This is a genomic window from Bradyrhizobium sp. USDA 4503, assembly GCF_054055815.1.
Map to the genome: position 1 here is coordinate 3,087,470 of NZ_JBSRXS010000001.1, position 25,791 is coordinate 3,113,260.

The 25,791-nt window shown below is 63.9% G+C and carries 22 protein-coding genes; 2 read left to right on the plus strand and 20 right to left on the minus strand.

The annotated features are described in order from the left end of the window. Positions 1–118: 118 nt before the first annotated feature. The 4 genes from ACVMIH_RS15105 to ACVMIH_RS15120 all read right to left on the minus strand — a co-directional run bounded on the left by ACVMIH_RS15105 (position 119) and on the right by ACVMIH_RS15120 (position 5,164). Positions 119–1,336, minus strand: coding sequence for a glycosyltransferase family 4 protein (locus ACVMIH_RS15105; RefSeq protein ID WP_057020475.1), 1,218 nt, complete (start codon positions 1,334–1,336; stop codon positions 119–121). After that, complete coding sequence (locus ACVMIH_RS15110; protein WP_456862345.1) at positions 1,333–2,424, minus strand: glycosyltransferase; 1,092 nt, start codon at positions 2,422–2,424, stop codon at positions 1,333–1,335. Before ACVMIH_RS15110 ends, ACVMIH_RS15105 begins: the two co-directional genes overlap by 4 nt. Before the next feature lie 8 nt (positions 2,425–2,432). Next, positions 2,433–4,247, minus strand: a complete 1,815-nt coding sequence (asnB, locus tag ACVMIH_RS15115) for an asparagine synthase (glutamine-hydrolyzing) (RefSeq protein ID WP_456862347.1) — start codon at positions 4,245–4,247, stop codon at positions 2,433–2,435. Positions 4,248–4,417: 170 nt separating this feature from the next. Continuing rightward, complete coding sequence (locus ACVMIH_RS15120) at positions 4,418–5,164, minus strand: glycosyltransferase (protein WP_456862349.1); 747 nt, start codon at positions 5,162–5,164, stop codon at positions 4,418–4,420. Positions 5,165–5,224: 60 nt separating this feature from the next. Here ACVMIH_RS15120 and ACVMIH_RS15125 point away from each other — a divergent pair, with 60 nt between their 5' ends. After that, positions 5,225–5,632 carry a hypothetical protein gene (locus ACVMIH_RS15125; protein ID WP_456862351.1) on the plus strand — a complete coding sequence of 136 codons (408 nt, stop codon included), beginning with the start codon at positions 5,225–5,227 and terminating at the stop codon, positions 5,630–5,632. Here the strand turns inward: ACVMIH_RS15125 and ACVMIH_RS15130 are convergent. From ACVMIH_RS15130 to ACVMIH_RS15160, 7 genes are all read right to left on the minus strand, one after another. Continuing rightward, on the minus strand, positions 5,599–6,516 hold the full coding sequence (locus tag ACVMIH_RS15130; protein ID WP_456862353.1) for an NAD-dependent epimerase/dehydratase family protein: 918 nt from the start codon (positions 6,514–6,516) through the stop codon (positions 5,599–5,601). The two genes, ACVMIH_RS15125 and ACVMIH_RS15130, sit on opposite strands and share 34 nt — an antisense overlap. A 15-nt stretch (positions 6,517–6,531) precedes the next feature. Then, positions 6,532–7,383 carry a class I SAM-dependent methyltransferase gene (locus ACVMIH_RS15135; protein WP_057020480.1) on the minus strand — a complete coding sequence of 284 codons (852 nt, stop codon included), beginning with the start codon at positions 7,381–7,383 and terminating at the stop codon, positions 6,532–6,534. After that, the gene (locus ACVMIH_RS15140; RefSeq protein WP_057020481.1) at positions 7,373–7,942 is read right to left on the minus strand and encodes an acyltransferase; all 570 of its coding nucleotides are present in this window, start codon (positions 7,940–7,942) and stop codon (positions 7,373–7,375) included. The genes ACVMIH_RS15135 and ACVMIH_RS15140 overlap by 11 nt, the downstream gene beginning before the upstream one ends. Positions 7,943–7,987: 45 nt before the next feature. Continuing rightward, positions 7,988–8,782, minus strand: coding sequence for a methyltransferase domain-containing protein (locus tag ACVMIH_RS15145; RefSeq protein ID WP_456862355.1), 795 nt, complete (start codon positions 8,780–8,782; stop codon positions 7,988–7,990). A gap of 147 nt (positions 8,783–8,929) precedes the next feature. Then, a complete protein-coding gene (locus tag ACVMIH_RS15150) occupies positions 8,930–10,024 on the minus strand; it encodes a glycosyltransferase family protein (protein WP_456862357.1) in 1,095 nt (364 codons plus the stop codon). Between the two features lie 3 nt (positions 10,025–10,027). Then, positions 10,028–11,866, minus strand: a complete 1,839-nt coding sequence (gene asnB / locus ACVMIH_RS15155) for an asparagine synthase (glutamine-hydrolyzing) (RefSeq protein WP_456862359.1) — start codon at positions 11,864–11,866, stop codon at positions 10,028–10,030. A gap of 2 nt (positions 11,867–11,868) precedes the next feature. Continuing rightward, positions 11,869–13,422: a lipopolysaccharide biosynthesis protein gene (locus ACVMIH_RS15160; protein ID WP_456862361.1), complete on the minus strand. Its 1,554-nt coding sequence runs from the start codon at positions 13,420–13,422 to the stop codon at positions 11,869–11,871. A gap of 298 nt (positions 13,423–13,720) precedes the next feature. On the opposite strand from ACVMIH_RS15160, the gene ACVMIH_RS15165 reads away from it, so the two are divergent. Then, positions 13,721–14,914, plus strand: a complete 1,194-nt coding sequence (locus ACVMIH_RS15165; protein ID WP_456862362.1) for a CaiB/BaiF CoA transferase family protein — start codon at positions 13,721–13,723, stop codon at positions 14,912–14,914. Between the two features lie 55 nt (positions 14,915–14,969). Here ACVMIH_RS15165 and ACVMIH_RS15170 read toward each other — a convergent pair whose 3' ends face one another. The 9 genes from ACVMIH_RS15170 to ACVMIH_RS15210 all read right to left on the minus strand — a co-directional run bounded on the left by ACVMIH_RS15170 (position 14,970) and on the right by ACVMIH_RS15210 (position 25,770). Next, the gene (locus ACVMIH_RS15170) at positions 14,970–16,481 is read right to left on the minus strand and encodes a tripartite tricarboxylate transporter permease (protein WP_456862364.1); all 1,512 of its coding nucleotides are present in this window, start codon (positions 16,479–16,481) and stop codon (positions 14,970–14,972) included. Between the two features lie 22 nt (positions 16,482–16,503). After that, on the minus strand, positions 16,504–17,046 hold the full coding sequence (locus ACVMIH_RS15175; protein ID WP_456862366.1) for a tripartite tricarboxylate transporter TctB family protein: 543 nt from the start codon (positions 17,044–17,046) through the stop codon (positions 16,504–16,506). A 76-nt stretch (positions 17,047–17,122) separates the two neighbouring features. Beyond that, complete coding sequence (gene mtnA, locus ACVMIH_RS15180) at positions 17,123–18,223, minus strand: S-methyl-5-thioribose-1-phosphate isomerase (protein ID WP_456862368.1); 1,101 nt, start codon at positions 18,221–18,223, stop codon at positions 17,123–17,125. Positions 18,224–18,263: 40 nt separating this feature from the next. After that, positions 18,264–19,139 (minus strand): S-methyl-5'-thioadenosine phosphorylase, encoded by an 876-nt coding sequence (locus tag ACVMIH_RS15185; protein WP_456862370.1) that lies wholly within the window; start codon positions 19,137–19,139, stop codon positions 18,264–18,266. A 259-nt stretch (positions 19,140–19,398) separates the two neighbouring features. After that, on the minus strand, positions 19,399–20,376 hold the full coding sequence (locus ACVMIH_RS15190; protein ID WP_370144256.1) for a Bug family tripartite tricarboxylate transporter substrate binding protein: 978 nt from the start codon (positions 20,374–20,376) through the stop codon (positions 19,399–19,401). A 363-nt stretch (positions 20,377–20,739) separates the two neighbouring features. Beyond that, entirely contained in the window at positions 20,740–21,984 is a 1,245-nt protein-coding gene (locus ACVMIH_RS15195) for an IS4 family transposase (protein ID WP_456785505.1), read from the minus strand. A gap of 334 nt (positions 21,985–22,318) precedes the next feature. Continuing rightward, the gene (locus ACVMIH_RS15200; RefSeq protein ID WP_456862372.1) at positions 22,319–23,116 is read right to left on the minus strand and encodes an enoyl-CoA hydratase/isomerase family protein; all 798 of its coding nucleotides are present in this window, start codon (positions 23,114–23,116) and stop codon (positions 22,319–22,321) included. A 48-nt stretch (positions 23,117–23,164) separates the two neighbouring features. Beyond that, a complete protein-coding gene (locus tag ACVMIH_RS15205) occupies positions 23,165–24,358 on the minus strand; it encodes a pyridoxal-phosphate-dependent aminotransferase family protein (RefSeq protein ID WP_456862374.1) in 1,194 nt (397 codons plus the stop codon). A 128-nt stretch (positions 24,359–24,486) separates the two neighbouring features. Continuing rightward, a complete protein-coding gene (locus tag ACVMIH_RS15210) occupies positions 24,487–25,770 on the minus strand; it encodes an MFS transporter (protein ID WP_456862377.1) in 1,284 nt (427 codons plus the stop codon). Positions 25,771–25,791: the final 21 nt, after the last annotated feature.

Genomic DNA, 25,791 nt, shown 5'->3' on the forward strand with positions numbered 1-25,791 from the left:
TGCATTAGCGCGTTCATGCGATGAACGTCAAGCCAAATCGTTCACGCAATGAACAATGCAAGTCATTGTTTATAAAAGGAATTTATCTGAGGAGCCAACATCTCATCCCCACCAAATGTCAGGCGTGGTCGCCCGAAGGCGTCAAGTATCGCGCTGCCAGCACCGAGTAACTGTACTGCCGGGCTATGGCGATCCGATCGTCCCGCGAGCGCTCCGGGCCATTCAGCGCCGCGACCAGGGACTCGGCGAGCGCCGGCGGATCGTCCGGTGCGCATCGAGACGTCACCAGCTTTTCAAGCCCCGCGAGCGCCCTGCCCTCGCACGCGATGACGCTCCGCGGGGCAAACAGGCAGTAGTCGAAGAGTTTGTTCGGGCTGATGCCATGGTGATAGAGCGCGTTGTTGTGGAAGGCCACGACCGCGCAATCGGAAGCATGCAGCATGCCGTGCACGACCGATCGATCGACCTCATCGTGAAACTCCACATTGGCAAGCGTGACCGCCCGGTGTCTCAACGCGTCCCTCGAGGTGCCTGAACCGATCATCACGAAATGGATCTCGGGGTTTGCCTTGCCGAGGATGGAAGCCGCGTCGAGAATGGCCTCCACGGCATTTGGAGGGCCCATGCCGCCGGCGTAGAGAACGACGCGCCTGCCCTGCCGCTTCAACAGATTGATGCGATCGATCAAAGGGTGACCCAGATTTTCGATCGTCAGCGCGCCCTGTATTTCACCGTCGGACACTCCGTTGGGGATCCACGTGAACTTGCCAGGCGGCAAGCCACGCGCGCGCATATGCGCTTCAGCCCCGGCCAGCAGACAGATCACGCGATCTGCCGCGCGATAGGCCGAGCGCTCCTTCCAGCCGAGCACCTTCATCAGCGGATGCCAGGCGGGGGTCATTCCAAGCGCCACGATGCTCTCCGGCCAGAGGTCGCGGACCTCCAGCCAGAACCTGGCATCGAACTGCCGCGCGATCTGATCTGCCGCCGAGATGAAGAACAAATGCGGGCTCGACGCTATCATCAGATCCGGTTTGCCGAACTGCGCGGCGATTGCAGACGCTGCTGAGCGGAAAGCCGGCCCAAAGCTCAGGTTGTTCCGAAGCCGCCCCAGGCTGCCGCCGGCATAACGCGGCGTGTCGAGAAACCAGAAGTCGACGTCGTTGATCCGCTGCGGCCCCGGAACGCGCGGCTGCCTGTGCAGATGATGGAAGGCGGCGCTGACCACCAGCACCCGATGCCCCATCTGTCTCCAGGCATCGGCAAGCCAGAACGGACGATAGTGGCGGCCCAGGCCCGGACCTCCTGCAAAGGGATGCAGCATCCAGATGTTCATGCCGCGGCCCCGAGCGAGGCAAATCGTCGGTAGAGTCCGTTGAGCTCCACCGCGTCAAGCTGCCAGTTGAAATTCCCGGCGACCGCCGCCCGTCCCGCCAGCCCCAATCGGATCGCCCGTTCCGGGTCATCCGCGAGCATGGACAGGCTGTTCAGCAGCGCTGCGCGATCGTTGAGCGACACGACGAATCCGCAGCCCGCCGCCTCGACGATCTCCTTTGATTTCGGCAAGTCACTTGAAATGACAGGCAGCCCGGCGGCCATGTATTCAAAAAGCTTGGTTGGCAGTGACAGCAGATAATTCGGTTCGGGCAGCAGCAGATTGAGCCCGATGAGACTTTCGTTCAGCAGCGCCGCTATCTCGCCCCGCCCGAGCCTGCCCCGGTATGATACGTCGGCGGAAGATTTCTCAAGCCAGGCTTGTTCTTCGCGGCCGATGCTTCCGGCGAGCACGAGCGGCAAACGCACCGCGGCACATGCCTCCACCATTTCGACCAACCCGCGATCGAAACTCGTCCGGCCCACGTAAACCGCCTGCCGACGGCGCCTCGTCGTCGGCGTCGGCTCGATGAATTCGTCCAGTCGCACGGTGTTTCGCACCAACGTGACGGCCGCACCATAGGAGCGAAAGCGATCGGCAATGGCCGGTGTCGCAGCCACGATCGCATCAAAGCGGCGCGCGGCGCTCCGCTCCACAACTTCCATCGTGCGCGCCACAGCCGGCCGCATCCAGGACCAAATCCACCGCTTGGAATAAATGTCCGCCGGCACGTCCTCGTGGACATCGTAGATCACCCTGCAACGTCGGCTCTTCAGCCGCAGCGCGAACGGTATCAGTTCAGGATCGTGAAATTGCACGACATCCGCGCCGGTCGCGCGGGCAAGCGCAAGTGCCGCTCGTCCCGCGACCCACGGGCGCTTCCATCGGGGAACCGGCGGCACCTCGATCAACTTGAATTCAATGCGACCTGGATCGCTCGGACGGGGTGATCGCGCCACGACAGTCACGTCGTGACCGGCCTCGGAGAGGCTCCGCGCCTCCTTCTCGACAATTCGAATGTCATCGGCCGAATGGACACTCGACAACATGCAAATCTTCATGGGGCTTCAACCCCAAAGCGCTCAGCCCAAAGCGCCACGCAATAGAGCCGCCAGCGCATTCCGAGGTCGAGCCGGTGAAATTTCCTCTTCACCGCAGCCATGTTCACGTACCGGGCAAGCAGTGCGCTGCCGGCCACCTTTTCATACATCGCAGGCGAGTGTCGATTGAGCCATAGCTGATCGGGCGCGGCGAAACCGATCTTGTCCTTGCGCCAGGAGATGCTGGCCGGAAGAACCTCCTGCATGGCCGCACGAAGCGGCCACTTCGTCCACCCATTGTTCAACTTGATGCGCGTCGGCAAGCTCAACGCAAACTCAACAAATCGGTAATCCAGGAACGGCAATCGCGTCTCGATCCCAAACCGCATCGAGTTCTTGTCCTCGAAACGGAGCAGCATCGGCAGATTTGTCTCCGTGATCTCCAGTACCTGCATTTCCTGCGCGTCCCGCGTCTCCCGCGCAAAACGGCGAAGACACTCCGGCAGGTCCGGGTTCTTCAGGAAGGCGTATCGCCAACGGTAGAATGTGGCCCTCAGCACCGCCGAGCTGGCGCCAAACAGGTACATCAGCAAGCGCTGAGCCGAAACGCCAGCCTGTGTGGCCGCGCGGAAGGCGGAGAGGAATCCCCTTACACCGGAGCGATCCAGCTGGTCGCGGAGCCACGCCGCATAATAGCGATGATAGCCCAGCAGCGTCTCATCGCCCCCCTGACCATCCAGCAGCACAATCACGCCGTTCGCGCGCGCCGTCTTCATCACCTCGTATTGCATCATGATCGAGGGACCAGCGAACGGCTCTTCCTGCACCTCGAGCAAGGCTTCCGCGGTCGATGCGAAATCTTCATAGCTCGGCTTGGTGCGCAGCCAGTTCAGCTCGGCCTTTTCCACGACGTCGGCCGCGTAGGCTTCCTCGTTGTTCGCTGCCTGCTCGCTCACCGCAGTGATGGCAAAGAAGCGACCATTGGAGGACGACGCGTAGTGCCTTGCGGCCAGTGTCGCGACGCTCGAACTGTCCAAACCTCCCGACAAGCAGGTTCCGACGCGAACATCCGAGCGCAGGCGCAGGCGCGTCGCATCGTCGAGCAGCTCCGCCAGCAACCTGGCCGCATCCTGTTCGTTCGCCACGGCCAAACGAGGCGCCAGCGAATAATAGCGCTCGATCTCGATCCGGCCTGTCGACACGTCGACGCGCATCTTGTGTCCGGGCGGCAGCTTCTCGATACCCTTGAAGAAGGTCCGGCTAGTGTGATCGCTCAAGCCGCAGACGAGAAAATCCCTGACGAGATCGTCGTCCGCGATCGAACGCCCGATCAGGGGAAGCAGCTGGCGAATTTCCGAGCCGAAGGCGAACTGCGTCGCCGTGTTTGCGAAGTAGAACGGCTTTACGCCAAAACGATCGCGCGCGCAGAACAGCGTATTGTCGCGCTCGTCGTGAATCGCGAACGACCACATGCCGTTGAAACGGTCGAGGCACTTCTCGCCCCAGCGGACATAGGCCGCCAGCAAGACCTCGGTGTCGGAGGCGGTATGAAAGACGTGACCGAGCGCTTCGAGTTCTGCACGAAGCTCGAGATAGTTGTAGATCTCACCGTTGTAGGTGATCCAAATCGGGAGCAGTCGATCGCGCATCGGCTGCGCGCCGTCGTCGGTCAAGTCGATGATGGCCAACCGCCGGTGCCCTAACCCGACCGCGCCATTGACCCTCACTCCGCGTCCATCCGGACCGCGGTGAGCGACGAGATCGGTCAGTCGATCGACTTGATCAGCATCAACGAGCCCGTTCTTGGCGACTAGGCCGAATATGCCGCACACGAGTGACTGACCTATATCCGCTTGGGTTTCGTGGACAATGCGACAGGAAACGCATTCGAGCCGCTATGGCTTGAAATCCCATCCGGCGCCTGAGCTCACCTCTAACCCGTTCACGCGATGAACGTCAACCTCACCGGGTGAAGGAGCGCTCGCGCGAGCTGACTTAACGTCTATGTTTCGATCGGTTCAGCGATATCCTGACCTGCCGCCTGTCGCATTGTCGCCGCAAAACTCGCTGCGAACGCGCTGACGTTGTCGTCCTGGTGCGGAACGACGTTCCGAATGATGGGTCCGTGGGCTTCCTGCGCGGCCTGCATCAGGTGGTCCGCCAGCGCGACCGGATCGTCGACGCCGAAATAGCGGGCGCTACCCGCGGTCTGCTCCCGATGCACGTCGATGTCGGACAGGATCATCGGAACGCCAAACGATTTCGCCTCCTCGACGGTGGTGCTCCAGCCCTCGAAGCGCGATGGGTTGATCAGCGCCGTTGAAGCGCGCAGCAGCGCGTAGACATGCGGCAGCGGGATAACACCGAGGTGGCGGAACTGCGCTTCAAGGCCGCGCTTCTGGATCTCGGAGTTGACCAGATCATAATAGCCCGGCTCGCGCCGGTCTTCCTTGCTGCCGGATGCACAGATCACCACGTCGATCGCCCGCCCCTTCAGGATCGTCAAGGCGTCGACGACGAGCTGGTGGTTCTTGTGGCGATAGAACTGATTGGGCAGATAGAAATAGTTCGCCGGCAGATTATATGCCGCGATCACTTCCGCCGGGTCCGTGTTCAGGACCGCGACCGGCGGCTGGGTTGCGAAGCGAACGACGCAGACCTTGTTACTTGCGCCTGGATAGTAACTCCTGAAATCACGCAGCGCGCTCTCGCTGCTCAGCATGATGGTTCGGCCCGAGGCGATTTGCATGCGAAAGCCAAGCTCGCGGCGCCAGCGTGCCGTCGTTGGAAACAGTTGCGGCAGAGAGCGGTGCTGCAGATCCGGAATCCATGCCACTGCTGGATGCGCGAGCCGCCAACCAAAGAAACGTGCCGATTCGACGACGACATCAATCCCGGCGCCTCGAAACGCCGCTGCGGCGCCGCGATCCAGACCAAGCCCGAGTGCCGCGGCCAACCCTGGCTGTCCATCGAACGCGTCCGATCGAACGACCTCGACACCCGGTATTGCGGCAAGCTCCGCGAGCTCATTCTGCTCGGCCCTGTTCCCGGCAAAGACAATCGGAACGAATTCGCCGGGCAGAAACCTGGCAAGCGCCGCAAACAGATTGCGCTGATAATTGTAGCCGCCGGCCCAAAGCCGTCGCGAAATGTGACTGAACGCGAACCGCAATGGGCGGGGCGTCACGAAGCCTGCCCCTTGAACCAGGCCACGTAGTCGGCAAGGCCCTGATCGAGCGGAATGCGCCAATCGAACCCGATCTGACGCAGCACGGCATCGTCGGCCAACAGGCTCAGGGGATCGCCGGGCCGGCTTACGCCCGAGTGCCGCACAACGGTATTGCCGCCCCACTGCCGGATGAGGCCGGCCGCGATATCGGCAACGCTGGTCCCGCGGCCCGACCCGCCATTGATGACCCGGAAGGCCGCCTGCGACGACGGTGTTGCGACGCTTGCGAGCAGCCTTGCGACATCACGCACGTCGGTCCAGTCGCGGATTTCGTTTCCCGTCCCGCCAAGCGTGAGCACCTGCTCCTTGGCCGCCAGCCGCGAGCAGATGTCCCAGAGCAGCTGCTTGCGCAAATTGGGTCCATAGACCGAGAACAGCCGCACGATCGTGCAGCGGATGCTAAACGACTGCGCGTAGCTCCCGCACAATTGCTCCATCATCAACTTGTGCTGCCCATAGGGCGACATCGGAGTTGCGATTGCGCTTTCAGCGATCGGGCCGACATGGTCGGCTCCATAGACGGCCGCACTTGACGCCGCGATCACCGCGCAGTTCGGCGCGGATCCGCGCAGCCATTCGAGCAGCCGCGCGGTGCTCGCCACGGTCCGCGAAAAGTCCTCGAACGGCCGCTCGATCGAGATGCCGACCGACGATCCGCCAGCCAGATGAAATATCTGCGCCGGTAGCCCGTGCGCGGCGGCGAGCGCGTTGAGATTGGCCGCGTCGATTTCACCGTTGATCCAGCTCTGCAAACCAAGCCGCCGGGATTCCGCTGCATCGAGTGCGCCGTGCCCGACGCCGTGCACCGCGTGGCCCGCTCCCGCCAGCTCATGCACGAGATGGCGGCCGATGAACCCATTCGCGCCTGTCACCCAGACGATCATCGCTCAGGCCTTGTGACAGACAAAGGAGTAGAGCCGGCCCGGTCGATTGTCGAAGCGTTCCGCCATCGACAGCAGCGAGCCGAACACAAGGCGTGACGCGAACGCGGTTCGCCACAGCGGCGCCACCGGAACCTTTTGCGTCAACCTGGTCACGATCGCCGATTTCAGGGTCTCCAGCGTATAGGGAAACAAGTTGATCGGGCTTTGCAGCGGCGCCAACGTGTCGATCGCGGAAAAGCCTGCGGCGGTCAGCGCGCCGGTGTAGCGATCGAGCAGGAAGGCATGCTCGCCCCCGTAAAGATGATGCAACGGATGCTGCGCGAGGAACTGGGGAAGGTCCGTCTCCTTGCTGATGACATGCTCGCGCGCGGCGATCAGCATGCCACCGGGCCGCAGCACGCGAAACATCTCCCGGCATGCTCCCTCGAGATCGCGCGTGTGGTGCAGCACGGCGCGGGCGAAGACGAGATCGAACGCCGCGTCGGCGAACGGCAGCCGCTCGGAAAACTCTTCGACCACCCGGATCGGCAGTTGCGTCTGCCCTGCCAGATCGCGGATCGCCGCCGCTCCCACGATTGCGCTCGGATCCGGCTCGAGCGCCGTCACGGCAAAGCCGGTTCGGGCGAGCGCGTAACTCGCAATGCCGCGGCCGGCGCCAACGTCGAGCGCGGTGCCGGACCGGCCGGCCAGCAGCGAAGCGACCGCCTGCCACTCGGAGCTCTGGAAATAGCGTTCGGCAGCGCCGGCCAGCGGATCGTCGTAGAATGCATCGAGCACAAGCTGGCGCTGATCCGGCTGATTGCGCAGCCAGACCACCGCATCCTCCCAGGTGGTAAACTTGCGCTCACCGCTCATCGGGCCCGAGCTCCCTCACCAATACGGCCGGATTGCCCGCCACGATCGAAAACGCCGCGACATCCCTGGTCACGACCGCGCCGGCCGCGACGATGGCACCCTGGCCCACCGTCACCCCGCGCAAGACCATCGCACTCGCGCCGATCCAGGCATCATCGCAGATTTTGACCGGACTCTCATCAAGCGAGATATCGTTCGGATGCCCGCGGGTGAAAATCTGCTGGACCTGTTTGTGCCGCTCGGCCGCCCGCAGCGGGTGCGTGAGATTGTCGAAGACATTCGCCGAATGCGAGATCAGGACGCGGTTGCCGATCTCGATCGACGCCGCCGACCAGATCCGGGTTCCTTCTCCGACATAGCACCATTCGCCGATCTTGATCTCGCCACCATGCGCGAAGGTCAGGAGTTCACCCAGAATGCGGCTATTGCGGCCCACGACGATCTTGTCGGAATCGCCGCGGATGTTTCTGATCCTGGCATAGCGGCCGAGCGCCGCGTCCGGCTGCAGCCGGCACGTCGCGCGACCGATCAGGCGCTGGATCAGGTAATCGACATTCATGCCGTCAACTGCAGGCAAGCGACGGCGCGCGACGACGCCGCAAGGTCATTGCCCTGCCCTTTGCCGGGTGTGGACGTCGAAAACGGTCGCGTCGGCGAGCGCCTCGGCACTCTGGCGCGACCAGCCCTGCCGCGAATAGCCGAAATAATCGACATGGTGAGATGTCGCGCCGAATGCCTCGATGATCCGCTCGATCATGGCAAGATCGAACACCTGATACCAGCCGAGATTGTCGCGCTTGCCGAACGGCACCGAGATCAAGCAGGTCCCGCCGGGCTTGAGGATGCGCTTGAACTCCCGCACCGCCGGAACGAAGCCGTCGCGATCGGTCTCGGCGTCGCGCGGATCGCCCGTGTACAGCATCTGATTGTCGAGGCCGATGTGCTCGATCGTCGAAATGCTGGCGACGGTGTCGAAGACCTGATCGCCGAACATCGTGTTGCGAAGATCGCCGAACACATAGGAATAGCCGTCATGCCAATAGCACCGCTTCTCCGGCGCCAGCGTCATGATGGTGAGATCCGCGCCGCGCAGCGGCGGACGCTGCAGCAGGAAATCGTGGTTGAATGTCGATCCCGCGTCCAGCATCTTGCCGACATTGTTCAATCGGGCATAGACCCAGGGATATTCCACCACGCGCTCGTCCATGGCGACGCCGTAGCCAGGCGGAAGCTCCTTTCCTGCCTGAAGCAGGCCCGCATCGATGGCCGCAGTGATGGTATCGCGCTTGACCGTCTGATAGCCCGGGCCGAACGGCCGCGGCCGCAGCTTGAACAGCGGCACGGCGAGCCCGTCGGCCACCCATTTCAGCTGATGCATCAAGTCACTTGCAGACATCATCTCGGCCCGATCGCCCGCCCGCTGGCCGGCCCTGTGCACCGTCTAGAGCCTTTTCCGTTCCGATGGAATCGGAACGGGGCTCCAGATTGTTGTTTTGACGCATTTTCCCTGCGCGAACCGGCGCCCACTTCGCTCGAAAACGCTCTATCACGGCTCAATCCGCGCGACGAGGTCGATAAACTGGGCCCATTGCGAGGCCTTGCTGTAGGTCTCCTGCACGCGGCTCCTGCCGGAGGCGGCGACCCCAGCCCATTGAGGCCAATCCTGCAGGCTGCTTGAGATCGCCTCAGCGGCCCGCTCGGGAGCGTCGTAGGTGCGCATCGTGACGCCGTCCAGCATCGCCTCCGGATAGTTGCCGGCATCCGACACGAGCAGCGACCCGCAACCCATCGCCTCGAAGCAGCGCATATTGCCGCGATCGTTGCCGGCCATGTCGATTGCGCCGTTGAGCACGATCTTCGCCGATCCGAACAGCTCGTAGAGGTCCCTGCCGAACAGCGGCAACCTCGCGATTCGCGCGATGGCGTCGGGGCGCCGGTGCTTGCGCAGCGGCAGCAATCGACCGACCGCGCTTTCAGCGAGCCGTGTCAGCCGCGACGCATCGAGGCAGAACACGATCTTGCGATCAGCCGCCAGCGCGGCGACCTGTTCGAGCGTCCTGCCCCGCGCGCTATGATGCCGCGAATATCCACCGACAAACGCCACGTCGATCGGCCGTTCGCCGTGGCCGTACTGCTCCATGACAGGGTCGATCGCGGGAAAGAAGAGCTCCGCCCGGCACCCCTTGCTGCGCCACGCCTCGAGGATCGAAGGGAAGTTTCCAAGCACCGCGCCATAGGCGGTGAGATCGGCATTTCCGGAAGGCGCGGCGCGCCAGCACAGCGTCTTCTTCACGCAGCCGGGAAGCTTGGCGACAAACGCGCTCGGATAGCGCACCGGATCGAGATTGTAGAACACCTCGGTTCTGTGATGCTCGATCTGCGCGAGCAGAATGGCCTCGAGCGTCGGCGCTTCCTTCATGCCCTGCTCACGTGCCCACTGGCGCTGCAGCACCTCATCGTCGCCATTCGTGAAGAAGGCTTCAGCTGCGCCGTCGAGCACGGGCTTGAGAAAATGCGCGGCGCCAAACCGATCATGCAGGAACACGTCGCGGCGCGCGTCGAAACTTGACGCCTTTGCCGCGAGTTGGTTCAGCCTCGGCAAATAGGACGGATAGAGACCGCTATTCTGGAACAGACGCATTGGTTACGCGGGCCTTGCCAACATCCATTTCATGTTCAAATAAGGCCAGATCCGGCCGACACTCTTCCAATCCCAGCTCTGCGACGCCGTCAAGCGGCCGACCGCCTTTCGAAGGGGCGCCTCGTCGACGAACTCGGCGAATGCCGGAACATTCCGCTCGAGCAGCTCTGCTGTCCAACCCGCCAATGGCCCGTTCAGCCATTCCGGCATCGGCGAGTTGAAGCCTACCTTGCGGCGCGCCGTGCGGATGGTTTCGGGCATCAGGTTCGCCATCGCCTGCCGCGCCACCACCTTGGTCAGGCCATCCGCCGACTTGCTCGTTTCCGGCAGCGCCATCGTGTAGGTGACCAGCCGCCAGTCCATGAACGGCATGCGGACCTCGATCCCGTGCGCCATCGAGAGCCGGTCGAAATTGCGCAAGATGGTGGGCAGCGTGGTCGAATGGAACATGCGGTAGAGGCGCCGGTTCAACGCGCCCCATGTATCAGGCAATTCGTCATCCTCGGCGACCAGCGGCAGCGGCGCGGGCGCGGCCGTAGCGCCTCCACGCAGGAAGTAGTGCCCCTCGCGCCTGATCATCTGCGCGCGCAGGAAGTCGATGCCGCGCTGCGCCAGCTGCGATCGTGAGGTGAGCGCGGCTGCTGCGTTCCGGATCCGGAATGCGGCCGACTGTCCCTCCTGCAGGTAGGCGCCCATCAATTCGTCCGCGCCGTGGCCGTCGAGTGACACGGTGACGTTCTGGCGCCGGAGCTCGCGATAGATCAACCACGGCGCGCTCGGCAGCCCGATATAGACGTCGTCATTGTCGTCGAGGATGCGGTCAAGGTCGGTGAGCGCGTCGGAGCGCCCGATCTCGAGAAAGCTCGGTGCCACCTCGGCCCACGCGGCCGCTTCCTCCGCCATCGGCCGCTCGTCATTGCTGGCGCCGGGAAAGGTCGCGACGAAGGCGTGTCGCCAGGCCGTGGAGTCACGCGGCCCCATGCCGGCCTTCTCATGGGTCGCCATGGCGCAGATCACCGCGGACGAATCGAAGCCGCCGGACAGGCAGGTCCCGATCGGAACGTCGCTGCGCATCCGCAGCGCGACGGAATCCTGAAACAATTCGCGAAAGCGCTCGACGCGTTCGGCCTCGGTATCCGGAATCGCCGGCAGGTGATCCACGGTCCGCCACCAGCGGCGCACCTGCACACGCCCCTGGCGCAACCACATGCAGTGGCCGCCCTGCAGGCGGCGCAGTTGCGCGAACAGGGTCCGCTCGCTGCCTTCGATCCCGAACGGGTCAAGCAACAGCCGCCGCGCCACATCGACATCGAGCGACGTCTCGACCAGCCCGCTCCGCGCCAGCGCGCGCTGCTCGGACGCGAACACGAAGCGCTCGGATGACAACGCATACAGCATCGGCTTGATGCCGAAGCGATCGCGCGCCAGGAACAAATCATCCGTGGCCGTGTCGTAGATCGCCAGCGCCCACATGCCGTTGAAGCGCAGCAGCATGTCCTCGCCCCAAGCCTGCCAGGCGGCAAGGATCACTTCGGTATCGGACTGGCTGCGGAAAACCGCGCCCTTCGCCTCGAGCTCGCGGCGCAATTCGAGGAAGTTGTAGATCTCGCCGTTGTAGACGATCACATGGCGGCCATCGCCTGACACCATCGGCTGATAACCGCCCTCACCGGGATCAATGATGGCGAGCCGACGATGGCCGAAGGCGACGTTTCGCTTGGCATTGAACCAGGTGCCCTCGCCGAACGGACCGCGATGCGCGATCAAATTGGTGAGCCGCGAGATGTCGGCCGGCTCCACGGGAGCGCCGCGCAGATTGACGATGCCTGCGATGCCGCACATGTCTAGATGGCCTTGAAGGGCAGGAAGCGACTGCTGATGACGCGGAGATCCCGCCAGCACACGGCGCGATAGGGACCGAGCTGCGACGCGGCAACGGCGGCGACAAAGATGGCCGCCGCCGACACGCCGTAGAGCGACACCACATACCACCATGACGGCGCGTGGTCGAATGACGCGTGGCCGAGCTGCGAACGCAGCGCCAGCGCGATGGCTACTCCCGTGCCGAGCGGAATCAATACGAAATGCAACATCCGTGACCACATACCTGAAAGGCGGAAGGTTCGCCGCAGCAACAGCACGGTGATCACCATCTGGGCGACCATCCCGACGCAGGAGCTCCAACCGGCCGCCTCCCAGCCGAAATACGGCAGCGCGACGGCGCTGGTCGCCAGCGTGAAGATGCCCGTGACGAGCGAGATCAGCGCGTTGGAACTGGAGCGCCCCTGCGACAGCAGATAGAACGCAAACACATTGGCGCTGGACCCCAATATTCCGCTGATCGCGAGTACCACCAGCACCAGCTGGGCCTCGGCGGCGACCTCGGCACCGGTCCATCGATGCAGCAATGCGCCTGCGACCGGGATCAGGCCGCCCAGCGCGCTCGCGGCAAGCACATTGAGAATCCAGGACGAGCGCAGCAGGAGGTCGACCTTGCGATCGTCATCCTCTCTCTGCAGGGTGCTGAAGAACGGGAACAAGATCTCGCCGATCTTCAGCACACCGATATAGACCGCCTCCTCCAGCCGCTGCGCGACGCTGTAGAAGCCGACGAATTGCGGCTGCAGCAGCGCGCCGAGCAGATAGCGGTCCGCCTGCCCGGCGAACAGCGCGCCGCTTTGCGCTGCGAACTGCCAACCGCCAAGCTTGACCAGCGCACGCAGCGCGCCGCGATCGAGCGCCGGCCTCGCCAGCCAGTCGCTGAAGGCGTGGCGCGACCAGGCGAACGCCATCACGAGATTTGTCGCAAAGCCCAAGGCCTGACAGCCGAGGAAGGTCGAGGCACGCGGCGCGTAGGGGATCAGCAGCAGCATCGACATCGTCGTCACCACCGTGCCCGTGATGCTGATCGACGCGATCCGCCGATAGTCCTGGCGCGCCGTGAACAGCGAGAGGAAGACGGCGAACAGGCACTGGAACAGCCAACCGGCACCGCCCAATGCGAAGGTGAGCCCGAGGTCGTCGGCGGCCGGGCCGCCGAGGTGGAATCCCAGCCGTGCCAGCGGCGCGCCGGCAAAGGCAAGCAACGCCGCGATCAGGCCGCCAAGGACGATGGCAAGCGCCAGAGCGGTCGCGAAAAATCGCCGCGCCATGTCGCGATCGGACGGTTCCAACCTTTGCGCGAGCTCGCGCGCCGTCGAAAGGCCGAGCGCATTGCTGAACATCAGCGCCGGCGCGACACAGGCCGTCACCAGACCCGCAACACCGAACGCGGCGAGACCGAGCCGGAAAATCACGAACGGTAGGATCGCGAGATTGAGCAGCACCGCGACCGCGAAGGCGGTCGCGTTCCATGCCGAGTTACCGAGCAGATGGGATGGACCCTTTTTCACCGCCATGCCCGCTTTCGGTCCATCGCTCCGATACGCCTCAAGTGCCTCTTCCGTAAGGGCAAAACCCCATTCGGCATGGCGACGGGCTAGCAGCCGGCGCGGTGATTGTCGAGGGTTGGCGGACGGCGGGGAGGCGTGGGTCCGGGCCATGGCCGCGGCAAATGCAGGAGCCGATCTCCGCGGAACCATGGCTGGTTGTTTCCGGCCCTGTTTGTGATCCGGGTAACAGTTGGAAAGGCCTGCCAAATTGTCTATGGCAGATGGGCTCAAGCCCCGGGCAGCCCGCCCAACAAGAGGTGTCTCAATGCCCTTTCCCCGCGCATCCCAAGCCCTGTCCCGTTTCACCGTGCTGGATTTGACCCGGGTCCGGTCTGGGCCGACCTGCGTGCGTCAGCTCGCCGATTGGGGCGCCAATGTCGTCAAGATCGATGCGCTTCTGGAGGACAGCGGTGGCGAGCAGCCGGGCGGCCCGCGCGGCGGGTCCGATTTCCAGAACCTGCATCGCAACAAGCGCGCCATGACGCTGAACCTGAAGGACCCCAAGGGGCTCGAGGTGTTCAAGCGGCTGGCCGAACAGGCTGATGTCGTGGTCGAAAACTTCCGGCCGGACGTCAAGGCCAAGCTCGGCATCGATTACGAGAGCATCCGCAAGATCAATCCGCGGATCGTCTATGGCAGCATCTCCGGATTCGGCCAGGACGGCCCCTATCACAAGCGCCCGGGCTTCGATCAGATCGCCCAGGGCATGGGTGGCCTGATGTCGGTGACCGGCGCGCCCGGCGGCGGACCGATGCGGGTCGGCATTCCCGTCGCCGACCTTACCGCGGGTCTGTTCTGTGCGATCGGCATCCTCACAGCGCTGCTGGAGCGCGACGTATCCGGCGAAGGCCAGTGGGTGCAGACCTCGCTGCTGCAGGCCCAGATCTTCATGCTGGATTTCCAGGCGGCGCGCTGGCTGATGGAGAAGGAAGTGGCCAAGCAGGCCGGCAACAACCATCCGACCTCGATCCCGACCGGCGTGTTCAAGACCTCCGACGGTTACATCAACATCGCCACGACCGGCGGGCGGATCTGGGAGCGTTGTGCACAGGCGATCGGCGCGCCCGAGCTGATCACCGATCCCGACTACGCGACCGCGCCGGCGCGCTCGAAGAACCGTGACGCGCTAAATGCGAGGATCGACGCGCTGACCGAGAAGAAATCGACCGAGACCTGGGTGCAGGAGCTGAACGCCGCGGGCGTGCCGTGCGGGCCGATCTACTCGATCGACCAGATGTTCGAGGATGCCCAGGTCAAGCATCTCGGCATGGCCCAGCATGTGCCCAATGACGAGAACCGGCAGATCCAGCTGGTCAGCCAGCCGGTGACGCTGTCGCGGACGCCGAGCAGGATGGCCGCCCGCCCGCCGGAGTTCGGCGAGCAGACCGACGAGCTGCTGGCCGAATTCGGCTTCGGCAAGGATGAGATCGCCGAGCTCCGTCAGCGCAAGGTGGTTTGACGGTATCAAACCACCAACGCCTAGCGGTTCGAGGTCGCCCGATCCCGGACCGCGACTACGCCCGTGCAGGCCGCAACATTCGTCCGAGCCCGACGAACGCCTTGTCAATCACCGGCCAGAACAGCAGCACGATCGCCAGTGTCGTGATGGTTCCGACCAGGCCGTTCGACCAGAACACCTTCATGTCGCCGCCGGAGCCGATCATCGAGAGGCGGAACGCATCCTCGGCGCGGTTGCCAAGCACCAATGCCAGGGTGAACGGCGCGAGCGGGATCCCGATCTTCTTGAAGACGTAGCCGACGACGCCGAAGCCCAGCATCAGCCAGATATCGAACATCGCATTCTGGATCGCATAGGCGCCGATCGCGCAGGACACCACGATCATCGGCGCTACGGCCGCGAACGGAACGCGCAGGATCGAGGCGAAGATCGGCACCGTGGTCAGCACCAGCACCAGGCCGACGACGTTGCCGAGATACATCGAGGCGATCAGGCCCCAGACGAAATCCTTGTGCTCGACGAACAGCAGCGGACCGGGATTGAGGCCCCACACCATCAGGCCGCCGAGCAGGATCGCAGCGGTCCCCGAGCCGGGAATACCGAGCGCCAGCATCGGCAACAGCGCCGAGGTGCCCGAGGCATGCGCGGCTGTCTCTGGCGCGAACACGCCCTCGATCCGGCCTTTGCCAAAGCTCTCCTGATCCTTGGCGAAGCGCTTGGCGAGGTTGTAGCCCATGAAGGAGGCCGCGATCGCGCCGCCCGGCGTGATGCCGAGCCAGCAGCCGATCACCGACGAGCGCAGCAGCGTCACCCAGTATTTCGGCAGATCCTTCCACACCGAGAGCACGACGCGCAGGCTGATCCCGGCGGCGTGCCCGCGCAGCGCGAGGCGCTCCTCCATCGTGAGCAGGATCTCGCTGATGCCGAACAGGCCGATGACAGCGACAAGGAAGTTGATGCCGCGCAAGAGCTCCGCGGAGTCGAACGTCATGCGCAACTGCCCGGACACCGTATCCATGCCGACGCCGGCGAGCAGCAGCCCGAGCGACATCGAGATGACCGTCTTGTGCTTGGCCTCGCGGCCGAGGCCGACGAAGGAACAGAAGGTCAGGAGATAGACGGCGAAGAATTCCGGCGGGCCGAACCTCAGCGCAAACGATGAGATCATCGGCGCCAGGAAGGTGATCAGCAGCACCGCGACCAGCGAACCGACAAAGGACGAGGTGAACGCCGCGGTGAGCGCCTCGGCCGCCCTGCCCTGCTGCGCCATCGGATAGCCGTCGAACGTGGTCGCGACCGACCAGGCTTCGCCCGGGATATTGAACAGGATCGAGGTGATGGCGCCGCCGAACAGCGCGCCCCAGTAGATGCACGACAGCATCACGATGGCCGATGTCGGGTCCATCGTGAAGGTCAGCGGCAGCAGGATCGCGACGCCGTTGGGGCCGCCAAGCCCGGGCAGCACGCCGACGAAGATGCCGAGCACCAGCCCGACCATCATCAACAGCAGCGTCTTCCACGTCAGAAGGACGGCAAAGCCGTGCAGCAGGAGACCGAAAGCTTCCATGTTTCGAAATCCTGTCGGTTCGCTAGCGGCCGAGAGCCGCTTCGAGCGGCCCCTTTGGCATGATGACGTCGAACGCGACGTCGAACGTTATGAACATCGCGGCGGTGAAGACGAAGGCGGTGAGCAGCGACTTCCACAGCGCGATCTTGCCGACGAGGCGCATGAAGCCAGCGATCAAGAGAAAGCTCGCGACATAGAGGCCGAGATATTGGGTGGCGAGGCAGAACAGCAACGTCGGCACGAACACCGCCATCACCCGGCGAAGCTGGGCGCGGGTGACAAAGGTCTCGGCGGCTTCCCGGCGCGAAAGAAAGGCCGCGCCGAGACCATAGAGGCTCGCACTGCCGAGGATGACCGAGAGGTAGAACGGAAAATAGCCCGGCTGCGGACCGGTCGAGTCCCACGACGCGCCGGTGCGCCAATTGTCCCAGCCGAGCACTACGGCGAGCGCAAGCAGAAGCAGCGACACGACGACGTCGACGACGCCGGTGCTGACGACCGCCGGCGAGTTATCTTCAGGTGCGGTCGGATCGTCGACGACGATCTCAAGTTCGGTAGTGGACATGGATGAGACGGTCTGGGTTGCGAGGGCAACGATTGGGATAGCGTGCCGATGCAACCACCGTCAATGCAGCCTTCAGCTAAACGGTGGAACGTTCGGGAAAGGCGCTCGCAAGTGCAGCACGCTCCGGCTTGAGAACGCCGCGCTCGGTGATCAATCCGGTCACCAGCCGCGCCGGCGTGACGTCGAAGCCGAAATTGGCCACCGACGAGCCGTCCGGAACCACGCGCACGGTCTCGATCCGGCCATCCGCCGTGCGTCCCGTGAGGTGCGTCACCTCGTCGGCCGCGCGCTGCTCGATCGGAATCTGCCTGACGCCGTCATCGATACTAAAGTCGATGGTCGGCGACGGCAGCGCAACATAGAACGGCACGCTGTTGTCGTGGGCCGCGAGCGCTTTCAGATAGGTCCCGATCTTGTTGCAGACGTCGCCATTGGCGGCGACGCGATCGGTCCCGACGATCGCGAGATCGACCATGCGATGCTGCATCAGATGTCCGCCGGTGTTGTCGGGGATCACGGTGTGCGGCACGCCGTGGTGCCCGAGTTCCCAGGCGGTGAGCGAGGCGCCCTGATTGCGCGGCCGCGTTTCGTCGACCCAGACATGGATCGGAATGCCGCGATCGTGCGCCTGGTAGATCGGCGATGTCGCCGTTCCCCAATCCACGGTTGCAAGCCAGCCGGCATTGCAATGCGTCAGGACGTTCACCACCTCGCCCGGCTTCTTGGTCGCGGCGATCGTCTCGATCAGGCCGAGCCCGTGACGGCCGATCTCGCGGTTGATCTCGACGTCCTCATCGGCGATCTCGCGCGCGCGGGCATAGGCCGCCTCGGCGCGGGCCGAAGCCGCGAGCGGCGCCAGCGCGCGCTGCATCTCGTCAACGGCCCATTTCAGATTGATCGCGGTCGGCCGCGTCGCAAGCAGCATCCTGCCGGCGCGCTCGAGCGCTGCGTCGGAGGCATCGGCGCGCATCGCAAGCGCCACGCCATAGGCTGCGGTGGCGCCGATCAGCGGCGCGCCGCGGACCAGCATCGAGCGGATCGCCTCGCCGGCCTCGTCCGCTGTGGTGAGTTTGGCGACGATGAATTCATGCGGCAGCCGGCGCTGATCGATCGCGCCGACCGACCAGCCGTCGGGCTCGGGCCAGATGCTGCGAAAATGTCGTCCATCGACTTTCATGTCCTACGCCCTTCGCGTCGCGCGCTCCTGGAGGACTTCTTCACGACCGTAACACCCGTCCGGCGACGGCATCGAGCTTGGCCAGCAGCTGCGGATCGCGGGCCGCGGGCGCCGTGATCAGCGCGGTGTCCAGTGCCCGATCCGAACCGACCGGACACGGCTCGTGCTCGCGCGGGAAATCCCGCGCCAGCCGCGCGACCAGCGCCTTTGCCTTCTCCGCATTCGAATTCAGCACGCGGATGATATCCTGCACCGTCACGGCATCATGGGCCGGATGCCAGCAATCGAAATCGGTGACCATCGCCACGCTGGCGTAGCAGATCTCGGCCTCGCGGGCGAGCTTGGCTTCCGGCATGTTGGTCATGCCGATCACCGAATAGCCCTGCGCCTTGTAGGTCAGGCTTTCGGCGAGCGAGGAGAACTGCGGCCCCTCCATGCAGAGGTAGGTGCCGCCGCGGGCGAACGCGATGTCTTCGGCCTGGGCAGCGGCGGCGAGATGCCTCGCCAGCAAGGGGGACACCGGATGCGCCATCGAGACATGCGCGACGCAGCCCTTGCCGAAGAACGAGCTCTCGCGCTTGTGGGTGCGATCGACGAACTGGTCGACCAATACAAAAGTGCCCGGCGGCAGCTCTTCCTTGAACGAGCCGCACGCGGACAGTGCGACGAGGTCGGTGACCCCTGCCCGCTTCAGCACATCGACATTGGCGCGATAGTTGATGTCGGACGGCGACAGGGCGTGTCCATGGCCGTGGCGCGGCAGGAACACGATCGGCAGTCCCGCCATCTCGCCGCGGCGGAGCGGCGCCGACGGCTCGCCCCAGGGGCTTGTGATCGCCTCCTCGCGGACATTTTCCAGGCCCGGCAGATCGTAGATGCCGGATCCACCGATGATCCCCAACACGGCTTTGGTCATGATCGCTCCTCACGGTCCCGCAACGGCGCCGGAGGGGTGACCGAGCCCGATCGGGCTCGCCGGACGTTCGGCCATACTGCGGCGCAGTAATCACCGCGCCGCTGCCACTTGCAAGGCAATTCCAAGCTAACAGGAAAGCAGCCGGCCCAGTCATTCCGGGGCACCCGAAGGGTGAACCCGGAATCTCGAGATTCCCCGATGCGCAATTGCGCATCTGAGGTTCGATGCTTCGCATCGCCCCGGAACGACAGCGGATCCGCTACTTCGCGACGAACCCTGCCGCGTTCATCAGCGAGGCATTCTGCTTGTCGTCATCCTCGAGGAACTCGACCATGTCCTTGCCGGTGAGGAAGATCGGCTTCAGCGCCTGCTTCTCCATGTAGTCCTTGTATTCAGCCGTCTGCGTCACCTTCTGGAACAGGTCGACATAGAACGCCTGCTGCTCCTGCGTGACCTTGCCCGGCAGGAACATCGCGCGCAGCATCAGGTACTGCACGTCGAGCCCCTCTTCCTTGCAGGTCGGGATGTCGTTCCAGGATTGCGTGTCGGTGACCTTGGTCTTGTAGGAGATGCGCTCCTTGTCGAACACGCAGAGCGCACGAACCTGTCCGGCGCGCCAGACTTCGAGGTTCTCGCTGGGATTGTTGACGTTGGACTCGGTGTGACCGCCGACCAGTTGGGTCGCGGCCTCGCCGCCAGACTTGTACGGCAGATAGGAGAATTTCGCGCCGGTCTTCTGCTCCATGAAGACGGTCAGCACGTGATCCTCGCGCTTGGAGCCGGTGCCGCCCATCTTGAACGGCGCGCTCGCCGCTTTCGCGGCAGCGATGAACTCCTTCACGGTCTTCGGACCGGAGGCGTTGTCCCACAACACGAACTGGTCGAGCGCGATCACCGACACCGGGGTGAGGTCGCGCCAGTTGAACGGAATCTTGGCCGACAGCGGCAGCATGTAGATCAGCGAATAGGCGATCAGCACCTTGTTGGGATCGCCCTCGCTGGACTTCATGTACATCAGCGCTTCCGCACCCGACGCGCCGCCCTTCAGCGACACCACCATCGGCTGCTTCATCAGATTGTTCTTCTGGATCGCCGCCTGCATCATGCGCGCCATCTGGTCGGAGGCGCCGCCGGCACCGGCCGCGACCACGATTTCGACCGGCTTGCTCGGCTCCCAGCCGGCAAAGGCCGGCGTGCTTAGCAAGAGGGCCGCGATTGCAGCCGTGGTTTTTACAATCTGTCCCACGTGTTTCTTCCCTATCTATTTGTTCGGCTTGGCAAAACCTGCGAGGTGGCGAGCTCGCGTCATTGTGCCGAGAATGAAGGTGAGTTCAAGCCGCGAACTGCCGCATGGCCTATGACTTTGGAATGAGGTGCGTGCGTCGTTTCGCATAACCGCTTTGCAACAGTCCCGTCATCCTGAGAGGGCGGAACGCGCGTCTCGAAGGATCGACGGCCACCAGCCGGGCCGTGCATCCTTCGAGGCTCGCCCAGCGGCGCAATTGCGCCGCAAGGCTCGCACCTCAGGATGACGGGGTGAGTTTTGATTCAACTTTCAAACAGCTTGTTCGCTGTCGTCCCTGCGAAAGCACTAGTGCATCTACACGTTTGTCGGGCCATTTGCGAGGATTTGGAAGCGGGCCATTCCGGTGTGGAAGGTGATTGGTCCAGGTGGACGGTGGGAGGCGTAGCCGGTCCATCCGCCGAGTTTTGCGATGATCCATGCCGCCCAAGCAAGGGTGTTGGGGCGATGGTGGTTTTTCTGAAGCTCGGTGCGACCTTTCATGGTTTTGTTGATGGCCCTGAGCGTCTCGATCTCTTCTGCGGTGAAGACAAATTCAGCCGGCAATTCTTCGCCACTGTTGCGGGCCTGAACGAGTTGAATGACGATACATGCCGCTCTGGTGGCGACCGCCACGAGCTTGATCAGGCCTTCGGCGCTCTCGATCTGACTATCCTCGATGCGCAAACCCTGGCTCTTCAGCGAGCGAAAGAGTTGCTCAATGATCCAGCGCTGGCGGTACCAGGAGACGATCTGCCAGGCGTCTTTAGCGGTGGCGACCGGATGAGTGGTCAGGAGCAGCCAGCGAATGGGCTCCGCACCTCTCGGCGGATGCAACTCGACCACTTCTACGAAGCTGAGTTTGATGCCCTCCGCCAAGTCGGTGACGCCGGGCCTCTGCGGCCGCTTGAGCACGACGGTTCCGAAGCGCATCGAGAGATGGGCCTGCCGGCCGCGCCGATCCATTCGCTGCGGCAGATCGATCACCGCGTTGTCGCAGAAGCGGCTCCGCTCGACCGCCTGATAAAGTGTGTCGCCATCGACCAGCGCATGGTCGTGCATGGCACGCGACAGAAGATGGACATTCTCAGCTGGCGTCAGCGCCCAGTGAGCAAAGAAATCCCCCTCGCGGTCGTTGACGACGGTGATCATGCGGGCATCTGCCAGGACGTCGCGGCCTTGCTCGGCGGCCGTCACCCAGCGCGCCGACTCCTTGTCGGCCAAGGCGCGCCGCTCATGCGGGATTTTTACCTTGCCTTTGCGCGTCCAAACGTTGCCGCCAGTAAGGCCAAGACAGACCCCGCTGTCGGCATCCACCGCCATCATCGCATGCAACAGCACGCCGCGAGCATTGCCCTTGCCGACTTTGCCCAGCCCGCGCCGCCGTCCCGCCTGGGTCTGGAACTTGACCTCGCTCGTATCCTGGATCGCCAGCACATGACGCCCGCTGACCGCAGTCCGCGTCTGCGTGCTCCAGCCCTCAATCAATTTATCGATCGTGACTTGGGGGTTGTTCACAAACCGCCAGAACGCCATATTGGCAGCCCAATCGCCCCGGGCCATCTGGCGCAAGCAGACGCTGCGCGTGCAAAGCATAGCCCGGAGAAGCGTCGCCCCCTTTTGTCGAGACGAACGTCCCCGAACTCACCCAAAGACAAATCCGGCTGCATCGCTGGCGCTCCTTCGAATCAAAGCGCCAGTGAGAGAATCATACAACATGCTGCAGAGACGCCACTTCTTGCTGCACCGAGTCAATCTGTCGCGCCCAAAACCGTGTAGACACGCTAGTGCGAAAGCAGGGACCCATACTCCGCGGCGGAAGTTGTGAACGAGAACCGTCGCTCCAGCATCGCTCAACAATGGATAACTGTGGTTGCGACGGCACCTGAAGCCGCTGTCACTTGCCCTTGAAGTTGGGCGCGCGCTTGTTGAGGAAGGCGTCCATGCCCTCGCGGAAATCCTCGCTCATATAGGCGCGCAGGATCAGGTCCTCGCCCTCCTCGCGCGACAGCGTGCGGCGGATGCGGCGCACCGCCTCCTTGGTCACTTCGAGCGTGATCGGCGCGTGGCCGGCGACGAGCTTCGCCGTCTCGGTAGCGCGGCGCTGCAACGTTTCCACATCGGGGACGACTTCGTTCAACAGCCCGAGCGCCAGCGCTTCCGGCGCCTCGACGAGGCGCGCCTTGAAGATCAGATCCTTGGTCCGCGCCGGACCGATCAGCGACACCAGCCGCGAGATGTTGGACATCGAGAGGCAGTTGCCGAGCGTGCGGGCGATCGGGAAGCCGATCCGCGTCGCCTCGGTGCCGATCCGGATATCGCAGCAGGCGGCGATGCCGGCGCCACCGCCGGTGCAGGCGCCGGCGATCGCCGCGATCACGGGCACGCGGCACTGCTCGAGCGTTCCCAGCACGCGATCGATCCGCGCCTCATAGTCGAGCGCATCCTGCGCCGTCTTGAACGCCCGGAACTGCGAGATGTCGGTGCCCGAGGCGAACGCCTTGTCGCCGGCGCCGGTCATGATCAGCGCCTTGATGGAGTGATCCTGATTGATGTTCTCGCAGATCGCCGCCATCTGCTCGTACATCGCAAAGGTCAGCGCATTGCGCGCCTGCGGCCGGTTGAACGTGATGCGCGCGATCCCGTCCTCGACGGAATAGATCAGGTCTTCGGTCGAATTGACGGGCGCGTTCATGTCTCGCTCTTTCTGTTGTTTGCGATTCGATTTCAGGCGACAGCCTTTTTAAGCGACAGCCTTCGACTGCGCGGCGTCGCGGCCCTTCAGGACCTCCATCGCCGCCAGCACGCCGCCGCTGCGATGCGGCACATTGGCCAGATCAAGCCCCATCTCGACGCCGGACAGCGTGCCCATCAGCATCAGGTCGTTGAAGTGCCCGATGTGCCCGATCCGGAACACCTTGCCCTTGACCTTGTTGAGGCCGGTGCCGAGCGACATGTCGAAATTCTCCAGCACGACTTTGCGGAAGTGGTCGGCGTCGTGGCCATCGGGCACCCGCACCGCGGTCAGCGCCGGCGAGTGTGCGCCCTGCTCCTGGCACTGTGTCTCGAGGCCCCAGACCTTGATCGCCGCGCGGGTCGCTTCGCTGTGGCGCTTGTGGCGGGTGAAGACGTTCTCCAGGCCCTCCTCCTCCAGCATCTTCACGGCCTCGCGCAGGCCGAACAGCAGGTTGGTCGCCGGTGTATAGGGCCAGGTGCCGGCCTTGTTGATGTTGATGACTTCCTGCCAATCCCAATAGGAGCGCATGCCCGGATTGGCCTTGGCCACGGCGAGCGCCTTCTCGGACACGGCATTGAAGCCGAGGCCGGGCGGCAGCATCAGCCCCTTCTGGGAGCCGGCGATGGAGACATCGATGCCCCATGCATCGTGCTCATATTCCAGCGAGCCGAGGCCGGAGATGGTATCGACCATCAAGAGCGCCGGATGCTTCAGCGTGTCGAGGATCTTGCGGACGTCGCGCGGATAGGTGACGCAGGCGGTCGAGGTCTCGTTATGGACCACGCAGACCGCCTTGATCTTGTGCGCCTTGTCGGCGGACAGCCTGGCCTCGATCTGCTCGAGGTCGGCGCCGTGGCGCCAGTCGCCTGAGATGAAATCGACGTCGAGCTTGAACTTGTCGGCAATGCCATGCCACAGCACGGCGAACTGGCCGGTCTCGCACATCAGAACCTTGTCGCCGGGCTGCAGCGTATTGACGATCGCGGCCTCCCAGGCACCGGTCCCCGACGACGGGTAGATGATCACGGGTTGCTTGGTGCGGAACACGCGCTGCATCGCGGAAAGCACGGCGAAACCGATCTCGGCAAACTCCGGACCGCGATGGTCCATGGTCGGCATATCCATGGCCCGCAGCACCCGGTCCGGCACGTTGGTCGGTCCCGGAATCTGCAGAAAATGCCTTCCAGTATGCACGGTCATGAGCGTCTTTCCCGGTCTCGTCTTGGTCGTGGTGAGCCGCTCGCATATCACTATTCGCCGGGTTTGTCCTAGGCCCGGCGGGGGTCCGTCATGCATATCTGACGGCGCTCCGCCGGGCCTGCTGCGCCTCATTCGGCGGCCACCACCTTGCCCGGCACCACCGATTCGTTCGTCTCCTCGAACGGCCGCTCGGGGTGCATCAGGAACGCCGAGAAGCCGCCGACCAGCAGCAGGCCCATCGACATCAGGAACGGCAGGTACCAGTTTCCAGTGGCGTCGATGACGAAGCCGGCGACCAGCGGCGAGACGATGGCCGCGAAGGCCGAGCCGGTGTTCATGATCCCGGCGGCGGTGCCGGAATATTTCGCCGCGATGTCCATCGGGATCGACCACATCGGCCCGATCACGAGTTCGGCGCAGAAGAAGCCGGCCGACAGGCAGAGCGCCACCACCGTGATGTCGTGGACGAACAGGATCGGCATCAGCGACAGCAGCGCGCCGGCGAAGCCCACGACCGTCACGCTGAGTCGCGCCAGCCGTACATTGCCGGTGCGCTCGAGAATGCGGTCGGAGATGACGCCGCCGATGCTGTCCCCGACGACGCCGGCAAAGAACACGCCGGATGCGAACAGCGCCGAGTTCTTCAGATCGAGGCTGTAGTTGTTCTTGAAGAACAGCGGCAGCCAGTTGAGATAGAGCCACAGGCACCAGCCGTAGCAGAAATAGGTCAGCGTCACCGGCCACATCCGCTGCAGCAGCGGTCCCCACGGCACCTTCGGCCGCTCGCCCGGCGGACGCGGCGGCAAGGTCGCAAGCTCGGCCGCGGTGATCGAGCCATGGTCCCGCGGCTCGTTGCGGAAGTACCAGACCCACGCGATGCCCCAGATCAGGCTGACGACGCCGAGCACGACGAATGCGCCGCGCCAGGTCAGCCAGAGGATCAGCAGCGCGACCACCGGCGGGGTGATGGCATTGCCTAGCCGCGCGAATGAATGCGTCAGGCCTTGCGCGAAGCCGCGGCGGTTCGCCGGCGTCCAGTACTGCATCGCGCGCGTCGCGGTCGGAAACGTCGCGCCTTCGCCGAACCCCAGCGCGAAACGCGCGACGAACAGCGCGACAAGGCCATGGACAAAGCCGGTCATGATGGTCGCCGCGGCCCAGATCATGCCGCACCGGAACAAGGTCTGGCGCGGCCCGAAGCGATCGCCGACCCAGCCGCCGATCACCTGGAACAGCAGATATGGATAAGCGAAGGCCGAGAACACCAGGCCGAGCTCGGTGTTGGACAGGCCGAGCTCCTTCTGGATCTCGCCGGCCGCGGTGCCGATGTTCACTCGGTCTACATAGGTGATGAAATACATCACGCAGAGCATGGCCAACACGACATGGGTGGCCTTGAACCGAAGCCTCATATCCCCTCCCCTGCGATTTTT

Excerpts from the sequence above, each read along its gene's own strand:
- ACVMIH_RS15105 (WP_057020475.1), bottom strand. The coding sequence starts at position 1,336 with ATGAACATCTGGATGCTGCATCCCTTTGCAGGAGGTCCGGGCCTGGGC.
- ACVMIH_RS15110 (WP_456862345.1), bottom strand. The coding sequence starts at position 2,424 with ATGTTGTCGAGTGTCCATTCGGCCGATGACATTCGAATTGTCGAGAAG.
- ACVMIH_RS15120 (WP_456862349.1), bottom strand. The coding sequence starts at position 5,164 with ATGCAAATCGCCTCGGGCCGAACCATCATGCTGAGCAGCGAGAGCGCG.
- ACVMIH_RS15135 (WP_057020480.1), bottom strand. The coding sequence starts at position 7,383 with ATGAGCGGTGAGCGCAAGTTTACCACCTGGGAGGATGCGGTGGTCTGG.
- ACVMIH_RS15140 (WP_057020481.1), bottom strand. The coding sequence starts at position 7,942 with ATGAATGTCGATTACCTGATCCAGCGCCTGATCGGTCGCGCGACGTGC.
- ACVMIH_RS15145 (WP_456862355.1), bottom strand. The coding sequence starts at position 8,782 with ATGATGTCTGCAAGTGACTTGATGCATCAGCTGAAATGGGTGGCCGAC.
- ACVMIH_RS15150 (WP_456862357.1), bottom strand. The coding sequence starts at position 10,024 with ATGCGTCTGTTCCAGAATAGCGGTCTCTATCCGTCCTATTTGCCGAGG.
- asnB (WP_456862359.1), bottom strand. The coding sequence starts at position 11,866 with ATGTGCGGCATCGCAGGCATCGTCAATCTGCGCGGCGCTCCCGTGGAG.
- ACVMIH_RS15160 (WP_456862361.1), bottom strand. The coding sequence starts at position 13,422 with ATGGCGGTGAAAAAGGGTCCATCCCATCTGCTCGGTAACTCGGCATGG.
- ACVMIH_RS15165 (WP_456862362.1), top strand. The coding sequence starts at position 13,721 with ATGCCCTTTCCCCGCGCATCCCAAGCCCTGTCCCGTTTCACCGTGCTG.
- ACVMIH_RS15170 (WP_456862364.1), bottom strand. The coding sequence starts at position 16,481 with ATGGAAGCTTTCGGTCTCCTGCTGCACGGCTTTGCCGTCCTTCTGACG.
- ACVMIH_RS15175 (WP_456862366.1), bottom strand. The coding sequence starts at position 17,046 with ATGTCCACTACCGAACTTGAGATCGTCGTCGACGATCCGACCGCACCT.
- mtnA (WP_456862368.1), bottom strand. The coding sequence starts at position 18,223 with ATGAAAGTCGATGGACGACATTTTCGCAGCATCTGGCCCGAGCCCGAC.
- ACVMIH_RS15185 (WP_456862370.1), bottom strand. The coding sequence starts at position 19,139 with ATGACCAAAGCCGTGTTGGGGATCATCGGTGGATCCGGCATCTACGAT.
- ACVMIH_RS15195 (WP_456785505.1), bottom strand. The coding sequence starts at position 21,984 with ATGGCCCGGGGCGATTGGGCTGCCAATATGGCGTTCTGGCGGTTTGTG.
- ACVMIH_RS15200 (WP_456862372.1), bottom strand. The coding sequence starts at position 23,116 with ATGAACGCGCCCGTCAATTCGACCGAAGACCTGATCTATTCCGTCGAG.
- ACVMIH_RS15205 (WP_456862374.1), bottom strand. The coding sequence starts at position 24,358 with ATGACCGTGCATACTGGAAGGCATTTTCTGCAGATTCCGGGACCGACC.
- ACVMIH_RS15210 (WP_456862377.1), bottom strand. The coding sequence starts at position 25,770 with ATGAGGCTTCGGTTCAAGGCCACCCATGTCGTGTTGGCCATGCTCTGC.